This is a genomic window from Microbacterium sp. UFMG61 (genome assembly GCF_015354505.1).
Taxonomy (GTDB): Bacteria; Actinomycetota; Actinomycetes; order Actinomycetales; family Microbacteriaceae; genus Microbacterium.
The window spans coordinates 1-18627 of record NZ_JACAFP010000010.1 but is presented as its reverse complement, the minus strand read 5'-3'; the positions used below and the strand labels follow the sequence as shown (position 1 = coordinate 18627).

Annotated in this window: 16 protein-coding genes; 9 read left to right on the top strand and 7 right to left on the bottom strand. The window is 69.5% G+C overall.

The genetic code is table 11. From position 1 onward, the window contains the following. Positions 1-31 precede the first annotated feature (31 nt). A complete protein-coding gene (locus tag IXW21_RS12925) occupies positions 32-3043 on the top strand; it encodes a glycosyltransferase (RefSeq protein ID WP_194764667.1) in 3012 nt (1003 codons plus the stop codon). Next, a complete protein-coding gene (locus IXW21_RS12920) occupies positions 3040-4422 on the top strand; it encodes a DUF5719 family protein (protein ID WP_194764666.1) in 1383 nt (460 codons plus the stop codon). The genes IXW21_RS12925 and IXW21_RS12920 overlap by 4 nt, the downstream gene beginning before the upstream one ends. Before the next feature lie 60 nt (positions 4423-4482). On the opposite strand, the gene IXW21_RS12915 is transcribed toward IXW21_RS12920, so the two are convergent. Further along, positions 4483-4908 (bottom strand): hypothetical protein, encoded by a 426-nt coding sequence (locus tag IXW21_RS12915; RefSeq protein WP_228528520.1) that lies wholly within the window; start codon positions 4906-4908, stop codon positions 4483-4485. 81 nt (positions 4909-4989) lie between these two features. Here IXW21_RS12915 and IXW21_RS12910 point away from each other — a divergent pair, with 81 nt between their 5' ends. Then, positions 4990-5196 carry a DUF3499 family protein gene (locus IXW21_RS12910; RefSeq protein ID WP_194764665.1) on the top strand — a complete coding sequence of 69 codons (207 nt, stop codon included), beginning with the start codon at positions 4990-4992 and terminating at the stop codon, positions 5194-5196. Between the two features lie 41 nt (positions 5197-5237). Here the strand turns inward: IXW21_RS12910 and IXW21_RS12905 are convergent, their stop codons facing one another. Next, positions 5238-6047 carry an RDD family protein gene (locus tag IXW21_RS12905; RefSeq protein WP_194764664.1) on the bottom strand — a complete coding sequence of 270 codons (810 nt, stop codon included), beginning with the start codon at positions 6045-6047 and terminating at the stop codon, positions 5238-5240. A gap of 16 nt (positions 6048-6063) precedes the next feature. Here IXW21_RS12905 and IXW21_RS12900 point away from each other — a divergent pair, with 16 nt between their 5' ends. Next, complete coding sequence (locus IXW21_RS12900; protein WP_194764663.1) at positions 6064-7056, top strand: stage II sporulation protein M; 993 nt, start codon at positions 6064-6066, stop codon at positions 7054-7056. 15 nt (positions 7057-7071) lie between these two features. On the opposite strand, the gene IXW21_RS12895 is transcribed toward IXW21_RS12900, so the two are convergent. The 5 genes from IXW21_RS12895 to IXW21_RS12875 all read right to left on the bottom strand — a co-directional run bounded on the left by IXW21_RS12895 (position 7072) and on the right by IXW21_RS12875 (position 12728). Then, complete coding sequence (locus IXW21_RS12895; protein WP_194764662.1) at positions 7072-8379, bottom strand: DUF58 domain-containing protein; 1308 nt, start codon at positions 8377-8379, stop codon at positions 7072-7074. Then, a complete protein-coding gene (locus tag IXW21_RS12890; protein ID WP_194764837.1) occupies positions 8380-9303 on the bottom strand; it encodes an AAA family ATPase in 924 nt (307 codons plus the stop codon). A 151-nt stretch (positions 9304-9454) separates the two neighbouring features. Then, the gene (locus tag IXW21_RS12885) at positions 9455-10648 is read right to left on the bottom strand and encodes a DUF4350 domain-containing protein (protein ID WP_194764661.1); all 1194 of its coding nucleotides are present in this window, start codon (positions 10646-10648) and stop codon (positions 9455-9457) included. Continuing rightward, the gene (locus tag IXW21_RS12880) at positions 10645-11286 is read right to left on the bottom strand and encodes a DUF4129 domain-containing protein (protein WP_194764660.1); all 642 of its coding nucleotides are present in this window, start codon (positions 11284-11286) and stop codon (positions 10645-10647) included. The genes IXW21_RS12885 and IXW21_RS12880 overlap by 4 nt, the downstream gene beginning before the upstream one ends. Beyond that, a complete protein-coding gene (locus IXW21_RS12875; RefSeq protein ID WP_194764659.1) occupies positions 11283-12728 on the bottom strand; it encodes a glycerophosphoryl diester phosphodiesterase membrane domain-containing protein in 1446 nt (481 codons plus the stop codon). Before IXW21_RS12875 ends, IXW21_RS12880 begins: the two co-directional genes overlap by 4 nt. Positions 12729-12824: 96 nt before the next feature. On the opposite strand from IXW21_RS12875, the gene mtrA reads away from it, so the two are divergent. The 5 genes from mtrA to hpf all read left to right on the top strand — a co-directional run bounded on the left by mtrA (position 12825) and on the right by hpf (position 18458). Next, positions 12825-13505, top strand: a complete 681-nt coding sequence (mtrA, locus tag IXW21_RS12870; RefSeq protein ID WP_194764658.1) for an MtrAB system response regulator MtrA — start codon at positions 12825-12827, stop codon at positions 13503-13505. A 7-nt stretch (positions 13506-13512) separates the two neighbouring features. Then, entirely contained in the window at positions 13513-15195 is a 1683-nt protein-coding gene (gene mtrB, locus IXW21_RS12865; protein ID WP_194764657.1) for an MtrAB system histidine kinase MtrB, read from the top strand. Next, a complete protein-coding gene (locus tag IXW21_RS12860) occupies positions 15192-16910 on the top strand; it encodes an LpqB family beta-propeller domain-containing protein (RefSeq protein ID WP_194764656.1) in 1719 nt (572 codons plus the stop codon). Before mtrB ends, IXW21_RS12860 begins: the two co-directional genes overlap by 4 nt. A 273-nt stretch (positions 16911-17183) precedes the next feature. Next, a complete protein-coding gene (locus IXW21_RS18575) occupies positions 17184-17708 on the top strand; it encodes a ComF family protein (protein ID WP_323742248.1) in 525 nt (174 codons plus the stop codon). A gap of 93 nt (positions 17709-17801) precedes the next feature. Next, complete coding sequence (hpf, locus tag IXW21_RS12850) at positions 17802-18458, top strand: ribosome hibernation-promoting factor, HPF/YfiA family (protein ID WP_194764654.1); 657 nt, start codon at positions 17802-17804, stop codon at positions 18456-18458. Positions 18459-18627: the final 169 nt, after the last annotated feature.

Here is an 18627-nt window from a genome sequence, read left to right as displayed (position 1 = left end):
TCCTGCATACCGAGCATAGGCTGACGAGGTCATGCCAGCCCGAGTTCATGCCATCATCGTGGCGCGCCCCGGTTCTTCCGCTCGCGCGCAACTCCTCCGCACTCTGGATGCTCTCCGCTCCCAGACGGCGCCCCCCTCGCACGTCACCCTGGTGATGTGCGGCGATGCGACGACCGCACGCGAGAGCGAGACAGTCGCGGCGAGCGTCGAGGGCATCATCGAAGCGCGCAGCGGCACGTCCTTTGCGGATGCGGTGGGCCTTGCGATGCCTCGGGTGGCTCAGGGGAGTGCCGTGTGGCTTCTCGCTCACGACACCGCTCCGCATCAGCGCGCGCTCGAGAGACTCGTCGGCACCTTGGAGCGGTCGCCGTCCGCGGCGATCGTCGCACCCAAGCTCGTGCAGACGGATAACGACCGGGAGATCGTGTCGCTCGGGGTGAGTATGACCGCGCTCGGACGCTCCGTCGAGCTCGCGTCGGGCGAGCTCGACCAGGGGCAGCACGACGGCACCGACGATGCGCTGGCAGCTGATGTCCGGGGTCTTCTCATCCGTGGCGAGGTGCGTGACCGGCTGCGGCCCGATCCCGCGCTCGCCGGAGCGGATGAGGGCCTCGACTTGGGCGTTCGCGCGCGTCTCGGCGGAGGTCGTGTCGTGCTCGTGCCCTCCGCGAGGGTCTCCGTCTCACCGGATGGACCCGCCTCCCTTCCGTCCGGTCGGGGGCGCCGCGCGTACGTCTCGCGTGTCGCCCAGCTTCACCGACGGCTCGCCTACGCCCCGGCCGTCACGGTTCCCCTGCACTGGCTCAGCCTTCTGCCGCTCGCGCTGTGGCGATCGATCACGCACCTCATCGGTAAGCGTCCGGAGGCGGTGTTCCCCGAGTGGGCCGCCGCGCTCACCGCGATGCTCCGCGTGGGAGGCGTCGTCCGATCCCGGAGGCAGATCGCCGCCTTCCGCTCGTCGAGCTGGTCGAGCATCGCTCCGCTGCGCGTCAGCAATCGTGACCTGCACCGACGGCTCGACGACGGCCACGGGAGTGAGGGCGGCGCGGCCAGTGAGCTGCACTTCTTCTCGGGCGGAGGGGCATGGGTCGTCCTCGGGGCGCTCGTGGTGAGCGTCGCCGCCTTCACCAGCCTTCTGGCGTGGCCCGTGGTGGGGGGCGGGGCGCTGCTCCCGTTGCGAACCACGGTGGCTGCGCTGTGGAGCGATGCGGCGTGGGGGCTCCGTGGGCTGGGTGTCGACGTCGTCGGCCCGGCCGATCCTTTCGCAGCCGTGCTCGCCGTTCTCGGCTCGCTCTGGCCGGCAGGCCCGTCGTTCTCTCTGGTCCTGCTCTGGATCCTCGCCCTGCCGCTCGCCGTTCTGGGTGGATGGTTCGCGGCGACCCGCGTGACCGATCGAGCAGGTCTGCGGATCTTCGCCGGAATCGTGTGGGCGCTCGCGCCGACCTTCCTCACCGCGCTCGTCGACGGCCGCCCGACCGGCGTCCTCGTGCATGTGCTCCTTCCGTGGCTGTTCCACACCGCTGTCGTCGCCCACCGTTCCTGGGGCGCGGCGGGGGCCGCCTCTCTGCTGTTCGCCGCGGTGACGGCGTGCGCGCCCTCGCTCATCCCCGCGCTTCTGGTGCTGTGGATCGTCGCACTCGGCATCACTCTCGGAGGCGCGCGATTCCGAGGCGCAGCGCGGCTGCTGTGGGTACCCGTACCCGCAGCAGCACTCTTCGCACCTCTCATGGTCTGGCAGGTCTCCCACGGGAGCCTGATCGCGGCACTCGCCGATCCTGGGCTCATCTGGGCAGGCCCCCAGGCGACCGCAGACGCTGCAGGTCGGCTCGCCCTCGCCTCGGGATTCCCCTCCGGCGACATCGCCGGATGGCTGGCGATCGTGGGCCCCACGCTCGCGCCGTGGGCGGGCATCCTGCTCGCGCCTCTCGCCGTCCTCGCGTTGCTCTCGACCGTCGCCCCGCGCTGGCGGGCGGGCATCACGCTTCTTCTCGTCGCGCTCAGCGGCTTCGCCACCGCCTTCCTCGCTGTCGGCATCACCGTGTCCTTCGCCCAGGGGGCAGGGGTCGCGATCTGGCCGGGAGCGGGCCTGAGCCTCGCCTGGGTCGGTCTGACAGGCGCAGCACTGGTGACGCTCGACACGGCGTTGACACTGCCCCGCGCGAGACTTCTGAGCGCCGCGGTCGCCGGCGTGGCCGTCGCTGCCTGCGCCGTTCCTGCCCTCGCCGCCTTCCACCTCGGACGCTCGGCTCTCACAGAAGGCCCTGAATCGTCGCTGCCCGCGTACATCGCGGCTCAGGCCGTCGACGACCGCCCCGTCGGAACTCTCGTGCTCACGCCTCAGAACGACGGCGGGCTCTCCGCAGAGGTGGCGTGGGGGGCGAGCGAGACCCTGAGTGCCCAGACGACGATCCTCTCGACGGCCACCGAGATCCGCGGCACGGACATCACGACCCTCGCGGTCGACCTGCTCTCGGCACGCGATTTCGACGGCGCCGGCGACCTGGGCGCGCTCGGGGTGGGGTACGTGCTCCTGGCCGAGCTCCCCGAGGACGTGTCCGATCGCGCACGTACCCTGCATACGGCGGCGGTGACCTCGCTCGACCAGCGCGCGGGCTTCGTGCAGGCCGGCACGACCGACCGCGGCGTCCTGTATCGACTCGAGGCGGATCCTTCCGAACGCGCTCCGCTGACCGCGGGTCAGCAGGCCACGGCGCGGCTCGTCATCACGGTGCAGCTGGTGCTCGTCTTCGCCGCGCTGCTGCTCTCGATGCCCACGAGGGCATCCCGCCGTGCCGCGCGTGCCCGGTCGCGGATCGTCGGCCGGGCCGCCGATGAACCTCTCGTCCTGCCCCGTCACGTCGACGAGTTCGACGATGAGCACAGCGGAGCGACCTCGGCGCCGGTGAACTCGGACGTGTTGCCCCCCGAACCGACCGCGGAGGTACCCGAGGAGCGTTCGGCGGGCATCGAGCCCGAGGCGACCGAGGAAACCGTGAACGCTCCCGACGCAGGGGCCGATCGTACCGAGGAGGACCCCCGATGAGCCCCACCCGTGCATTCCGGGTCGCCGCGACCAGCGCGCGCGTGCTCACCGGGGTCGTGGTCGCGGCAGCGTGCGTCGCCGGCGTCGTCGTCGCCGTCCCGCTCCAATGGCCGACGGTCACCCATGAGGCCGCCCAGGCCGACGTCACTCCTCTTCCCGGTGACACCGTGCTGGTGTGCAACGGCGACTTCCGAGCGATCGGCAGGAACACGGCCGACTCCCTCCAGATGGTGCCGGCGGCCTCGCCTCGGCTCACGGTGGACGGCTCCTCCGAAGCGCCGCAGTCGTCGTTGCTGAGCGTGGAAGACCTTGAGGGGAGCGGCGGGGTGCAGAGACTCACCGGCGCGGTCGAGGGGCGCACAGCGCCGTTGATCGGCGCGACCGAGTCGGTGAGCCTCGCCGAGGCGGACCTGTCCGGTTTCGCTGCGGCGCCATGCCGCCCGGCGAGCACGGAATCGTGGCTCGTGGGCGGAACCGTCGAGACCGGGGCCGAAGACCTCATCGTCCTCACCAACCCGGGCGCGGTGCCGTCGACGGTGTCGCTGGTCGCCTACGGCTCCGTGCGCGGGTCGACCTCGGTGATCGTTCCCGCCGAATCGCAGGTCGCGCTCCCGCTGACTTCCCTCGCCTCCGGGTCGGATCTCCCGGTCGTGCACGTCACGGCGACGGGGTCACCCGTGCGAGCCGTTCTCCAGTCATCGCAGACCCGCACCCTCGATCCGGTCGGAGTCGACCTGCAGGACTCGGTCGCGGCTCCGCAGCAGCATCCTGTGTTCCCGGGCATCGAGGTGTTCGAGAGCGACGGTGACAACTCGCGCATGGCGGTCCTGCGACTGCTCTCCCCGGAGCGCGACGCCCAGGCGACGGTCACGGTGCGCGCTGTCGGCGAATCCGCGGTGGTGCGGGAGTTCACGGTCGACCTGACCGCGGAGCAGCCCCTGGAGATGTCGCTGTCCGATCTCACTCCCGGTCAGTACACCGTGGCGGTGGACGCGAATGAGCCGGTGCTCACCGGAGTCCGGATCCAGGACGGCGCCGGCCCGCAGTCCGACTTCGCGTGGGTCATGCCGGCGCCCGAGTTCGACGATTCTCTGCTCGTCGCCGTGCCGGAGGGGCCGGCCGCGACGCTGTTCCTCGTGAACGATGAGGAGTCCGATGCGATCGTGCAGCTTGAGACTCCTGGCGGGGGAGACCCGGTCGAGATCACGGTCCCCGCGGGCTCGTCAGCGTCGGTCGACATCGACGGCGACACCGTCTACTCGGTGAACACGTCGGGCCCGGTGCACGCGCAGGTCGCGATGATCGCTCCCGGCGCGCTTGCCGCATGGCCGGTGTGGCCGACCGCGGGTGCGCAGCAGAGCATCACGGTCTATCCCTGACCGGACGAGTTTTTGAGGCTGGCCGCACCTGTGAGCCGGAGGCCACGCGAGGTGATCGCCTCAGTGGTCGTGCCCGCCGAAATCCCAGGGTTCGCGACCGACGTACTCCGCGGCAGCCCGGAACACCGCGCTCTCGATCGCCATGCGTCGGTGCGCTCCGTCGTCGTGCCCTGGCGGAAGCAGACGTTCGATCGGAAGTCGGAAGAGCACGATCCGTCGCTGCTCACGGTCGAGGTACCATCGCGGCACGTCGTCCCCGGCGTCGAACGACGGCATGGCTCCGATCTCGAAGCGCACGTCCTGCAGTTCCGGCCAGGTTCCGCGGAGGAACTCGACCGCGGTTCCGACGGTGAGATCGAAGCGGTCGATGCGACCGTCGAGCGGCGCGAGGGGAGGGCGTACGACCTCGCTGCGTCCGAGTCGACCGTGTCGCCCATGGCGCGCTCCGCGGCGAGGCGCGGCAGAGGCGCGGGGGCGACGGGGCATAGCGAAAGTCTAGGCGTTGTCCCCGGGCGTCGGCGGCGCGGCGTGCAGGCATGACGACCGTGGGGTCGTAGCCTGACGGAGATGGACGGACGACTCTGCTCGAAAGTGGGCTGTGCCCGCGAGGCCGTGGCCACGCTCACGTACGACTACGGCGACCAGATGGCTGCGCTCGGTCCACTGGGGATCGCACATCATCCGCATGCCCACGACCTGTGCGCACCGCACGCGGAACGTCTCTCGGTCCCCTCGGGCTGGCTGGTCGTCAGGCACGAGGCGCTTCGCGCCTGATCGGGCGATGACGGCGCTCCGCTCGGGTCGTCGCGGCCGGATCAGACTCCGATCCGGCGTCCGGTCAGCTTCTCCGCGCGGCGATCAGCAAGCTGCAGACCCCGTCGTTCGCGCTCGCGGCGCAGCACGGTGATCCCCACGAGCACCTGCTCGGGCGGTGCGGACGGAAGCGGCGACACGAACGGGGTGGCTTCCGCGAGGAGGTCACGTGCCACTCGGTCTCGCGCACCCGGCACCATGCGGGGAGCGCTCTGAAGGAACTGGGAGATGCGTCGGGCGAGCCGATCCGGGAGTCGCGCCACGTCCGCGATCTGCGCCCAGCCCTCGAGAAGCGAAGGCATGACGGGCACACTGGCGACGAGGCGCGGGGTCCGCACGCGCTGACTGTACGTGCCGGCGACCATGTCGCCCAGGCGCTGGGATCGCGCGCTGAAGGCGCCGGAGAGCACAGCCACGCTGCCGAGTGTCATGTAGATCTCGAGCACGCCGAGCAGGGCGCGGATGAACGCGTGGCGGAAGCCCGTCGCGCCACCGTCGACACGCACGATGCGTCCGCCGACCGCCAGCTTCCCGAGGCTGCGCCCCTTGAGTGCGACCTCCATGGAGATCGGCAGGACGACGAAGCTGACCACGATCGACACCACGAGGGCGATCCTGTCCGTCGTCTCGTCGAGCGCTCCGATATCGGCCAGCCAGACGCGGAGGAACACCGTGAGGAGGAACACCCCGAGTCCGACGAGCAGATCGATGATCGCGCCTGCCGCTCGAAGCACGAAGCCGATCGGCTGCACGTCGATGGCGACGGCCTCGCCGGACAGCACCTCGTCGGACGTATCGAGCGGCGCAGACATGAGTACAGTAAATCAGGTGGATGCAGATGCGTTGACCGATGCGCGCCGCGCCGAGTGGGAGCGGCTCGACCAGCTCAGTCGCGCCCGGCTCGACGGCGCGGGCGTCGACGAGCTGATCGTGCGATATCGCGCCGCATCGGCAGATCTCGCCGAGATCAAGACCTCAGTGGGTGAGTCGCCGCAGGGCGCCTACCTCTCGACGATCCTGGTGCGAGCACGCCTGCGCCTCACCGGCGCGTCCGACAGCATCCTCACGCAGGCGGCGAGGTTCTTCTCACAGCAGCTGCCTGCGGCTCTGTATCGGCTGCGGTGGACGACGCTGATCATCGCCGTGGCGTTCATCGCCGTGGCGGTCGGCACTGCGGTCTGGATCTCGTCGGACCCCGCACTCGTCGCGACGCTCGGCCCGCCTGACGCGCTCGCACAGTACGCCGACGAGAGCTTCACCAGCTACTACACCGAGAACCCTGCAGCGGTGTTCATGGGGATGGTCTGGACGAACAACGCCTGGATCGCCCTCCAGTGCGTCCTGTTCGGCATCACGGGGATCTGGCCGATCAACGCCCTGGTGCAGAATGCGATCGGCCTGGGGACGTCCGGCGCCGTCATGGCCGCCCATGACAAGGCGGACGTCATGATCCTGTACATCCTTCCCCACGGCATGCTCGAGATGACCTGCATCTTCGTCGCGGCGGCAGGAGGACTCCACCTCTTCTGGTCATGGGTGGCCCCAGGCGACCGGTCGCGCGGCGAGTCGCTCGCCGCAGAAGGCCGTTCTCTCGCCACCGTCGCGATCGGACTCGTCTTCGCGCTCTTCCTCGCGGGGCTCGTAGAAGGGTTCGTGACCGGCTGGTCGCTCCCGTGGCCGATCAAGATCGGGATCGGCGCTGCGGCTCTGGCCGTGTTCCTGATCTACATGATCGTCGTCGGGGGTCGGGCCCATCGCCGGGGCGAGACGGGCGACCTCACCGAGTACGAGGCAGGCACACCGCGCCTCGTGGCAGGCTGACTCGCGGCGGGTGCGTCAGAGCCTTCCGGCGGCCTTGAGCTCCAGATAACGGTCGGCGATACGGGGCGGCAGCGCCTCGGGGTCTGCGGCGATCGCCTCGCCGCCTGCGCGTCGGATCGCTTCGGCCACGTTCTCCGCATCGCGCATCGTCCGCTCCGCTGCCGCCGCGAGGTACACCTCTTCGCGCGAACCGCGCTGTCGGGCGAGAGACACGATGCCGTCGTCGGTGACCGAGCCGACCAGTATCGACGTGGCCCGCGACGCATCGGGGAGCGCACCGAGGAATCCGCGCGCCGACTCCGCGGCATCCTGCGCGGTGAGCACCACGATCAGCGCGGGACGAGTCGTGAGGGTCCGCACCGCAGCGAATGCGCTCGGCCAGTCCGTGTCGACGAGCCGCGCGTGAACGGGAGCCATCGCGTCCGTCAGAGCAGGCAGTAACGCGGCCCCGTCGACCCCCGTCACTCGGGCGCGCACCACCCGGTCGAACATGAGCAGGTGCACGTGGTCGCCCGCCCTGGCGGCAAGCGCGGCGAGCAGCAGCGAGGCTTCCAGCGCGGCGTCCACCCTCGTTCCATCGCCCACGCGAGCTGCGGCCGTGCGCCCTGTGTCGATCATGATCACGACATGGCGGTCGCGTTCGGGGCGCCAGGTGCGGAGCATCGTCGTACCGGCCCTGGCGGTCGCACGCCAGTCGATGGAGCGCACGTCATCGCCGCGAACGTACTCGCGCAGGGAGTCGAACTCCGTCCCCTGGCCGCGCACCTGGAGGCTCGTGTTGCCGTCGAGTTCGCGCAGACGGGCGAGCCGTGAGGGCAGGTGCTTCCGTGAGGCGAAGGCGGGGAGCACACGAATCGTGTCGCGCACCCTGTGGCGTGCCTGACGCCCCGCCAGCCCGAGCGGTCCCCGTGAGCGGATCATCACGAACTCGCTCACGAGCTCGCCCCGACGGCGTGGCTGCAGGGGGAACGACGCGCGCCGACGCTCACCCGGTGGAACCGCGAGGCGGTGGCGTTCCCTGCTCGCTCCCGCAGTCGGCTGCCACGCATCGCGGATCAGCGCATGCAAGGTGCGGGACCCCCGGTTGTGCAGCGCGACGCTGACGGGTGTGACCTCCCCGCGGCGCACGCGCGCGGGGACACGGCGACTCACGGCGACAGTGCGCGGGCTCGGCGACAGCACCACATCGAGCGCGGTCAGCACGACGCACAAAGCGATCCACGCGCCGAGGATCAGGTACGGCGGATAGCCCACGAGTCCGGTGAGGACCAGCGGAACGACGCCCACGGCGATCGCGACGGCGAGGCGGCCGGTGACGAACACCTAGATCGGCACCCGGGTCTGCTGCACGACCGAGGTCAGCACGGCGTCGGCCGAGACGCCCTCCATCTGCGCGTCCGGCCGAAGCTGCAGGCGGTGCCGCCACACGGGCACCAGCATGGTCTGCACGTGGTCGGGAGTCACCGCTGATGAGGCGTTGAGCCAGGCCCAGGCCTTCGCCGCGGCGAGGAGTCCGGTCGAGGCGCGCGGGCTCGCCCCGAGTTCGACCGAGGGTGACTGGCGCGTCGCCCTCGCGAGATCGACGACGTAACCGAGCACGTCATCCGTGACCTCGACTCGGGCCGCCGAGGCCTGCGCGGCTCGGATCTCCTCAGCGGTGACAGCGGCCTCGACTCCGGTGAGTTCGCGAGGGGAGAACCCCGAGGCGTGCTTGCGGAGGACGGCGACCTCGGCATCGCGCTCGGGCATTCCGACGACGAGCTTCATCAGGAACCGGTCGAGCTGCGCTTCGGGCAGGGAATAGGTGCCTTCGTGCTCGATCGGGTTCTGCGTCGCTGCGACGAGAAAAGGGTCCGGCAGCGCGCGACTCATCCCGTCCGCCGAGACCTGACGTTCCTCCATGGCCTCGAGAAGGGCCGCCTGCGTCTTCGGTGGCGTGCGATTGATCTCGTCGGCGAGAAGGATGTTCGTGAACACCGGGCCGGCTCGGAAGTCGAACTCGCCGGTGCGTGCGTCGTAGACGAGCGAGCCCGTGACATCCCCCGGCATGAGATCGGGGGTGAACTGGACGCGCTTCGTGTCCAGCCCGAGGGCCCGCGCGAAGGAGCGTACGACGAGGGTCTTCGCCACGCCGGGGACGCCTTCGAGGAGCACGTGGCCCCGTGCGAGAAGCGACACGAGCAGGCCCGTCACGGTTCCGGCCTGGCCGACGACGGCCTTGTCGACCTCCGTGCGGACTCGGTGCATCGCCTGACGAAGCTCGGCGTCGGTGAAGTTCTCAGCGGTCACGTGATGTCCTCGGTTTCCGTTCTGACGTGGACGTCGGTGGTCACCATGTGCGTGCGCACGAAGGTGGTGTGGCTATCGGAGCTGGTGCGGGGCTGTCGGGTGGCTAGGGTCATTCGCGCCCCCGCAGCTCGTGGGTCGAGTCGTCGACGGCGGCTTCGAGGTCGCTCAGGCGCCGGGCGAAGACGATCAGGCCGGCGTCGTCCTCGGGCAGCAGCCCCGCCAGAAGCTCGTGAAGCGAACCCCGGGGGATGCGCAGGCGGTCGGCCGCGGCGTCAGCGACCTCCTCGGGTCTCGCCCGTTCGGCGAGACCGAGCCGACGGGCGAGCCGCCGCCGGCTGCCGTCTCTGAGTGCTTCCGCCGCGTGCGCGGCGTCTCCGGCCTTCGCTGTCAGGCGTGCGCGGCCGTGCATCGTCTCCGAGGCGCGAACCGTGACCGGGAGGGTCTCGGCCACGAGCGGGCCGAAACGCTGACCTCTCCACAGCGCGGCAGCGACCCCCGACAGCATCAGCAGGACGATCGCCGGCGTCACCCATCCCGGGGTGAGCGAGCCGAGAGAGTCGGGCATCTCACCCTCGATGTCCGAGTCGTCGAAGCTCGGCACGTACCAGACCACGCGTTCGGACTGACCGAGCAGAGCGAGGCCGAGAGCGGCGTTGCCGTCGTCGGCCAGGTAGGCGTTGCTGAAGAGGCGGGCACCCTCGACGACGGTGCGGGTCGTCCCGTCGCCCTCGTCGACGAGCACGGCGGCCGCGTCGTCGTCGCCGAAACAGGCGACCACTCCCTCGGAGGGGGTGAAGAGGCGGTCGGGACGGATGCTGCCGATGTTCGCGAACTCCGGCACGTCGCACTCCGCCGAGACGGGCGCGGAGTCCGGCGCGGCGTTGGTGCCGAGATCGAGCACCGCGAGCAGATGCGTGCTCGAGGAGAGGAAGACGACGCGTTCGGCCGGCTCGATGAGCTGCATGACCGCGTCGTCGCTGAGTGCGAAGGGATTCGCCATGACCAGAGTCGTGTCGTCGTCGAGTGCCGCTCGCGCATCGGCACGGGACCGGTGCACCTCGACCTCGATTCCCTGGTCCTCGAGTATCTGAGCGAGGGCCTTGGTTCCCGAGTCCCCGACGCTCTCGGGATCGAGGGCTCCGCGCCGATCCGGCATCTGCACGCCGACTTGGGTGGCGACGACGACACCGCCCAGAACCAGCGCGGCCACCACCGCCCATCCGCCCAGGGTCTTCAGCCGGCGACGATGAGTCGGGCCTTCCGCGGTGGCGGTCGGAATCGACGACTCCTCGATGATCGTCATGAGCTCACCAGCTCCGGCCGGAGCGCGACGAGTCGGTCGTCTGTCGTGGCGAGCTCGGAATAGCTCTGCTCGGTGGCGGGGTGTCGCAGATATCGGACGTCGTCGAAGGATGCTGCAGCAGACCGCACGGCTGCGGCCTCGATGGGGAATGTCGTCGAGATCTCACGGGCGATCGACTGCGCGGTGGCTCCGGGCGCGGGATCTATGAGGTCGCGCTCGAGCAGGCCCCGTGCCAGGGCCCGGAAGCGCAGGACCGTCGCCTCGTCCCAGTCGCCGCTGCGCGCGCAGCGCTCGGCATCCGCGCGCAGCTGTGCGGCGGAGCGGTCGTCATCCGCGCCGAGCAGAGCGTCGCCGTGACGGCGACTCGCGCGGGACCGTCGCGGACGACCCCAGACGATCAGCGCGACGATGAGCGCGGCGACGATGATGATGCAGACGACGATGAGTGCAGACGGGCCCACGCCTGCACTGTTGTCCTGGTTGAAGAGATCGGCGAGGAAGCGGCCGATGTCACGCGCGAGCAGATCGAACCAGGTCGGCCTCGCATCCGCGTAGCGCGGATCGGAGAGTTCCTCCTCCGCCCACCGACGTGCGTCGTCGCCGTCGGGAATCAGCCCTTCGCCCAGGTGACGGATCATGCGGAGCCGTCACGGTCCTGAGTGGATTGCCCCCATGATCGCTCGAGCGGCGCGGTGTTCGCCGGCGGGACGTACGGCGGTGGTGGGGATGCGGTCGCACCCGGCGCCGGGGGAGCCGGCGCCGGCTCCGGCTGGGGCACGTACGATGGCTGACCCGGGTACGTCGGGGCCGCGTACTGCGGCTGACCGGCATAGGGGGGCTGCGCCGGGTACGGCTGCCCCGGGTACTGCTGCGCTGGGTACGGCTGTGCCGGGTACTGCTGCGCTGGGTACTGCTGCGCAGGGTACGGCTGCGCCGGGTACTGCTGCGGGAGGTACTGGCCGCCCTGCGTCGCCAGTGCCCACTCGGGCAGCTGTGCCGGAGGGGGAGCGCTGCCGACGGCACGCTCGGGATCGACCGCGAACGGATCTCCCAGCTGCTCGTCGGCCCAGCCGAGATCGCGGCGCTCGACGTAGCCGATCAGCGCCTGGTCCAGGCCTTCGTATCTCATACGACTGTCGAGGTACACGAGGGTGCCCGCCGTGCTCTGCACGACCAGCGTGATCGCCTGCAGCACGAGGAGCAGGATCTGGGGCGCCAGCAGTGCGAAGACGAAGCCCAGGATCTCGGCCGTGTCCATCGATCCCGTCGGCGAGAGCACATTCCCGAGCATCGCACCGAGAATCGATGCGGGGAGATTGACGAGCTGCATGGCGACGCCCATGATCGCGCCGATCAGGAAGGTGACACCCCAGGCGACCCAGAACCGACCGCGGGTGAGGCGCCAGGACCGCACGATCGCGTCGCGGAACTTCGCGCGCTCGAGCACGAGGATCGACGGCACGAGCAGGAGCTTGGTCGTCAGCCAGACGACGAGTGGGATCGTGGCGACGATGATGAGGATCACGAGGATCACGACGCCGACGATGGCCTCTCCGGAGCCGCCGAGGCCACCCGCCACGAAACCGGCGATGACGAGGAAGACGATCACGATCACGCCGAACACGAAGATGATGGACAGTGACGCGAAGCCGGCGAGACGCCAGAAGGACGGGATCATCCTCCGCCACAGCGTTCCGAGCGACGCCTTCACCCCGATCGCCGCGAATCCGATCTCGGCCGCCACCACGCCCTGCATGAGAGCGGTGAACGCGATCGACGCGAGTCCGACTGCAATGCCGGCCACGATGTTCATCGCGATGGTGCCTGCGAAGACCGCTTCGAAGTCCGAGGACGCGGGGGAGAGGGACTCGAGCCTGGTGAAGGTCGTGACGAAGACGAATCCCATGACGACCGCACTGAGCACGACGACGGCCAGCTGGATGACGACCCCGAAGCCGAACAGCACCTTGGGGTTGTGGCGCAGTGCTGCGAACGACCTGCTCAGCAGCATCCCGAAGGTCAGCGGATGCAGGGGGATGATGCCCCTCTTCGGGGCAGGGGTCCACGTCTGGCCGGTCACCGGCACTCCCTCCGTCGTGCGCTCCCATCGTGTCACAACACTCGGGCGGAGCGCAGACATGGGGTACGTGGTACTGAGTGCCATAAGGTAACAGTTATGACCTCACGCATTCTTGTGGTCGACGACGACATCGCGCTCGCCGAGATGATCGGCATCGTGCTCCGTACGGAGGGCTTCGAGCCGGTGTTCTGCGCCGACGGTGCGCGGGCCGTCGAGGAATGGCGCACCCAGCGCCCCGACCTCGTGCTGCTCGACCTCATGCTCCCCGGAATGGACGGCATCGAGATCTGCACGCGGATCCGCGCGGAGTCGGGTGTCCCCGTCATCATGCTCACCGCCCGCAGCGACACCGCAGACGTGGTCAGAGGGCTGGAGGTGGGCGCCGACGACTACATCGTCAAGCCGTTCAACCCCAAGGAGCTCGTGGCACGCATCCGCACGCGGCTTCGACCGACGCCGCAGACGGTCGCAGAGCAGTTGCGCGTCGGTGACCTCACTGTCGACGTCGATGCGCATGAGGTGCGCCGTGATGGGGCCCCGATCGCACTCACGCCCCTGGAGTTCCAGCTGCTCGTCGCGCTCGCGTCCAAGCCGCAGCAGGTCTTCTCCCGCGAGATGCTGCTGGAACAGGTCTGGGGCTATCACTACAAGGCAGACACGCGACTCGTGAACGTCCACGTGCAGCGCCTGCGCGCGAAGGTCGAGCTCGATCCCGACAACCCGAAGATCGTCATGACGGTCCGTGGCGTCGGCTACCGCGCCGGGAGCGCGGGCTAGGAGCTCGATGGCTGCGACGACGGCGACGACCACGGCGGTCGCGGTCCTTCGCGACTGGCGTGGATGGCCGACGGTCCTCGGCGCCCTGTGGCGGCGATCGCTGCGCTTCCGCACTCTGACGATCACGCTCATCCTCACCTCCACCGCGATTCTGATCACGTGCGTGACGATGGCGCTCGTGATCCAGAACGACCTCTTCGAGTCCCGCAAGAACGAGGGTCTCGAAGATGCCGTGAGATCGGTCAACCTCGCTCAGATGACTCTCGACTCGGCCGCGCTCAGCGATGATCCCGTCGCGCTCCAGGAGCTCTGGGACAGCATCCAGGCCGACCTCCGCCGCTACTCGACAGCCGAGGGCTTCGCCGGCATCCGTATCGAGGACGCGGATGCCGATGCGGTCGCGTTGAACGGCTTCACCGCCGGTCTCAGCCTCAACAACATCAGTTCCGCTCTCCGCAACCGCGTCGTCCAGTTCGACGATCGTCAGTCCTGGCAGTCGGTGTCGCTCGACGTCGCCGGGCGCGCGGTGCCTGGGATCATCGTCGGGCAGCAGCTGCAGGTGCCCGAGGCGGGACCGTTCGAGGTGTACTTCGCGTACGACCTGGCGGATGCGGACAACACGCTCACGTTCGTACAGCGCACGCTCTGGATCGCCGGCATCGGCCTCGTCGCGATCGTCGCGGTGATCTCGTTCATCGTCGTGCGCTCGGTCTCGACGCCGATCGTCGAGGCCGCCGAGACGAGCGCACGACTCGCCTCCGGGGACCTCGGGGTGCGCATCGACGTGCATGGTGAGGACGAGATCGCCACACTCGGTCGATCCTTCAACGCGATGGCAGACAGCATCGAAGCCCAGATCAAGGAGCTCGGCGAGCTGTCTCTCGTACAGCAGCGGTTCGTCTCCGACGTCTCCCACGAGCTGCGTACTCCGCTCACCACCATCCGACTGGCCGCCGACATGCTCAACGATCAGCGCGGTGAGTTCGATCCGACGACGTCGCGGACCACGGAACTCCTGCACACACAGGTGCAGCGCTTCGAGACCCTGCTGTCCGACCTGCTCGAGATCAGTCGCTACGACGCCGGTTCCGTGCAATTGGAGTTGGAGGCGACGAGCCTGGCGCACCTCGCGGAGGACATCATCGAGCAGATGAAGCCCCTCGCCGACGAACGCGGCAGCGAGCTGCGTCTGGTCGCGCCGGGGGGATACTCTCCCGTCGACATGGATCCGCGCAGGGTCCGTCGGGTCCTTCGCAATCTCGTCGGCAACGCCATCGAGCACGGCGAAGGACGTCCGATCGTGGTGACGGTCGACAGCAATCAGCACGCGGTCGCCGCGGGGGTGCACGATTTCGGACTCGGGATGAATCCGACAGACGCGGAACGCGTGTTCGACCGATTCTGGCGTGCGGATCCCTCGCGACAGCGCACCATCGGCGGCACCGGGCTCGGCCTCTCGATCGCGCTCGGCGACGCGACGCTGCACGGCGGCACCCTCGCGGTCTGGTCGGAGCTCGGAGTGGGGACGAACTTCGTGCTCACCCTTCCACGCAGGGGAGGCACCATCGACGGGCCCTCCCCGGTCCCGCTGGAGCCGCAGGAGCCGATGGGGGAGCTCGGCGATGCCACGCAGCCGATCCGTCTCGCGGATCTCCCCGCCGAGCTCTTCGACGAGCGGAGTCTCGAATGACCGCGCGCGTTCGACGGGTGCTCGCCGCCATCGCCGCGACGACGGCGATGCTGATCATGACCGCGTGCACGGGTCTGCCGACGACGGGTGACGTGCAGTCCGGGCTGGCTCTCGGCGCCTCGCCGGAGGACCCGGACTTCCTGCCGCTCGCCTCGGGGCCGATCGAGGGGGCCGGCCCGGCGGCGATCGTGGAGGGCTTCATGGAGGCCGCGATCACACCGGCCGACAACTGGGACACGGCCCGCAAGTTCCTCACACCCGAGATGGCCGCGTCCTGGCGGCCGAACACAGGCGTGTCGATCGACGTCAGCGCCGACAGCAGATCCTTCACCTCCACCGTCGATGACGACACCGACTCTGCGGACGGCGACACCGCCGACGTGCGCGTGCAGTTCGAGCAGGTCGCGAGCGTCGACGGCACGGGAGCCTTCGCGCAGGCGGTCAGCGCCTCGAACTCCGCGTTCGTCGTGACCCGCATCGAGGGCCAGTGGCGGATCTCGGAGGCGCCGGACGGGATCGTGATCGACGAGTCGCGGTTCCCCCGCGTGTACGGCGACTATGCGCTGCAGTACTACGACCAGACCTGGGAGCGGCTGGTGCCCGACGTGCGGTGGTTCCCGCGACGAGTCACCATCGCCACGACGATCACGCAGTCGCTGATCGGCGGTGCGCCGAGCCCCTGGCTCGATCCTGCCGTGCAGAGCGCGTTCCCGCCCGATGTGCAGATGGCACGGGACGCGGTGCCCATCGACGTCGATCAGGTGGCCGATGTGGCACTGAACCGAGCGGCGCTCAGTCTCGATGCGACGACCCTCGCCCGCATGCGCACTCAGCTGCAGCAGACTCTCGCCGCGGCCGGAGTCCAGATCAATCAGGTGCGATTCACCGTCGACGGCCGAGCACTCGAAGCGGGAGTGGTCGAGATCGTCGACACTCCGTCCGACGGGGGAGGCATCGTGCTCAAGGAGGGCGCCTTCGGCACCGTGGTCGGGAACCAGATCACCCCGATTCCGGGAGTCACCGAGGAGATCCTCGGCATCACGCAGCCGATCCTCGCCATCGACGTCGCGGGCGACGACTCGCACGCCGCGATGCAACTGGGCAACGGTCACGTCTATATCGCGGGCGACGGCCGTGTGGACGAGCTGGACCCGCGCTCGAGGCTGGTGCGACCTTCTCTGGACCCCTACGACTACACCTGGTCGGTGCCGTCGGATGCCCCGTCAGCGCTCTTGGCGATCGGTGACGATGTGGTGTCGCACCCGATCGAAGACGCCTGGCCCGAGGCCTCCGAGGTCTCGGCCGTCCGGGTGTCCGCCGACGGTGCCCGCGTGGCGGCGGTCGTCGTGATCGGCGGCCAGCGGTGGGTCGTCGTCTCGGCGGTCGTGCGCGATGACTCGGGCGTGCCGACGCGGCTGGGCGAGACCGAGCGCGTGGCTCAGCTCGACGCGCCGGCGGCCGGACTCGTGTGGCTGGGGTCCGACAGAGTGGGGCTCCTGGTCGATCGTGAGGACCGGATGGTCCTGACGCAGATCGTCGGGGGCACGGGAACCACCGAATCCGCACCGAGCGGAGCCGTGTCGATCGCGGGCTCGCGTTCCGCTGCCGGCATCCGTGTGCTCGGTGCCGAAGGAGCGGTCTACGCGCGAAGCGGTTCGGCATGGAGCGAATTCACGGACGGAGTGATCGTCCTGGCCACCCGCGCGGGTCGCTGACACCGGGCCTTCTGCACAGGCGGTCTCGGTCTCGGAGTTCCCCCCGTCTGCCGGTCGGGCGTCAGAGGGGGCGCCGCGCGCGGGAGCGACACACGGCAGTCTCGGGAGATGCCCCCCTTCGCTCGACTGCATGCACTGCTTCCTGAGCTTCTCGCGTTCGTGCTCGCGGCCACCTGCGCGGGATGCGGCTCACCCGCGACCGTCCTCTGCGACCCGTGCCGTCGATGTGTTCGCCCGGTGCCGCTCGAGTTGCGAACACCCGAGGGGCTGCCGGTGCACGCCGCGCTCTCCTTCGAATCGGTGGCGGCGCGCTGCATCCGGCGTCTCAAGGACGACGGCGAGACCGTGCTCGCGAGGCCGCTCGGCCGCGCGCTCGCCGCGGCGGTCGACGCAGCGCTTCTGCAGAGTGCCTGCTCGATGCGCGACGTGGTGATCGTGCCGGTGCCGACCTCGCGGACCGCGTTCCGACGCAGAGGCTATCGTGTGCCGGAGCTGCTGATCAGGCGTGCGGGTGGGCTGCCCCACCGCGCTCTCGTGCAGCATGCCAGGGGAGATCAGCGTGGCCTGGATGCCACCCGCCGCGCCTCCAACGTGCGCGGCACGATGCGCGCGCGATGGAGCGGCGGCGGCCGGCGGGTCGTCCTGGTCGACGACGTCATGACCACCGGTGCCACGCTCGATGAGGCAGCGGCCGTGCTGGAGCGCGCGGACCATATCGTGATCGCCGCCGTCGTTCTCGCCGCCACACCACGTCACAGCGAACGCATCGTGAACGCGTCGGGGACACGGAGCAAATGACCCGTGACATCCGCAGCCAGGCGGACTACGGTGGGGGTTCTAAGGCGACCACGGTCCGCCCTTGGCCGGGAGGACCGGGACAAGGAGGCAGCAATGGAAACAAGCATCGTTGGCGTCGGAGTGGGTATCACCGATCGCTTCCGAACCGTTGTCGAGGAGAAGATCGCCAGGATCCAGACGCTCGCATCGCGAGCGCAGCGGCTTGACGTCAAGGTCACCCACAGGGTGTATCGGAACGGTCGGGTGCCCGACGAGACCGTCGAGCTCACGCTGATCGGCAAGGGCCCGGTCGTCCGGGCGGAAGCCACGGATGGCGACAAGTTCGTCGCACTCGACCTCGCGGTCGACAAGATGTCCGAGCAGCTGCGCCGTGCGAAGGAGAAGCGCGTCGACGGCCGGCAGCATCCTCGAGGAGCCCACTTCGAGAAGGGCAGCGGATCCCTCGAGGGGATCGATGTCGAGCCGGCCTCGGCCGACATCCTGCACGCGGTCGCGACCGGCAGCGTGCCGATCCAGAACGACGAGGAAGAGGTCTACTCGCCCGTCGTGATCCGCACCAAGAGCTTCGACGCGGAATGGATGACCGTCGAAGAGGCGGTCGACCGGATGGAGCTCGTCGGACACGACTTCTTCCTGTTCGTCGATGTGCGCTCTGATCACCCGAGCGTGGTCTACCGGCGCAAGGGGTGGGACTACGGTGTCATCGCCCTCAGCACGCAGGCACCTCCGTCGGAGGCGCTCGCCTCCTGACTCCGGAAAAGGAGTGTGGCCCGGCCCCTTTCGGGGCCGGGCCACACAGCTGTTCGGGGTCCGTCAGTCGAACATGCCGTCGAGAAGGCTGCCGATCACCAGGCCGCCGAGGATTCCGGAGGCGATGTCGCCGCCTCCTCCGCGGCGTCCGCCCCCGCCGCCCCAGCCG

Excerpts from the sequence above, each read along its gene's own strand:
- IXW21_RS12925 (WP_194764667.1), top strand. The coding sequence starts at position 32 with ATGCCAGCCCGAGTTCATGCCATCATCGTGGCGCGCCCCGGTTCTTCC.
- IXW21_RS12920 (WP_194764666.1), top strand. The coding sequence starts at position 3,040 with ATGAGCCCCACCCGTGCATTCCGGGTCGCCGCGACCAGCGCGCGCGTG.
- IXW21_RS12915 (WP_228528520.1), bottom strand. The coding sequence starts at position 4,908 with ATGCCCCGTCGCCCCCGCGCCTCTGCCGCGCCTCGCCGCGGAGCGCGC.
- IXW21_RS12910 (WP_194764665.1), top strand. The coding sequence starts at position 4,990 with ATGGACGGACGACTCTGCTCGAAAGTGGGCTGTGCCCGCGAGGCCGTG.
- IXW21_RS12905 (WP_194764664.1), bottom strand. The coding sequence starts at position 6,047 with ATGTCTGCGCCGCTCGATACGTCCGACGAGGTGCTGTCCGGCGAGGCC.
- IXW21_RS12890 (WP_194764837.1), bottom strand. The coding sequence starts at position 9,303 with ATGCACCGAGTCCGCACGGAGGTCGACAAGGCCGTCGTCGGCCAGGCC.
- IXW21_RS12885 (WP_194764661.1), bottom strand. The coding sequence starts at position 10,648 with ATGACGATCATCGAGGAGTCGTCGATTCCGACCGCCACCGCGGAAGGC.
- IXW21_RS12880 (WP_194764660.1), bottom strand. The coding sequence starts at position 11,286 with ATGATCCGTCACCTGGGCGAAGGGCTGATTCCCGACGGCGACGACGCA.
- mtrA (WP_194764658.1), top strand. The coding sequence starts at position 12,825 with ATGACCTCACGCATTCTTGTGGTCGACGACGACATCGCGCTCGCCGAG.
- mtrB (WP_194764657.1), top strand. The coding sequence starts at position 13,513 with ATGGCTGCGACGACGGCGACGACCACGGCGGTCGCGGTCCTTCGCGAC.
- IXW21_RS12860 (WP_194764656.1), top strand. The coding sequence starts at position 15,192 with ATGACCGCGCGCGTTCGACGGGTGCTCGCCGCCATCGCCGCGACGACG.
- hpf (WP_194764654.1), top strand. The coding sequence starts at position 17,802 with ATGGAAACAAGCATCGTTGGCGTCGGAGTGGGTATCACCGATCGCTTC.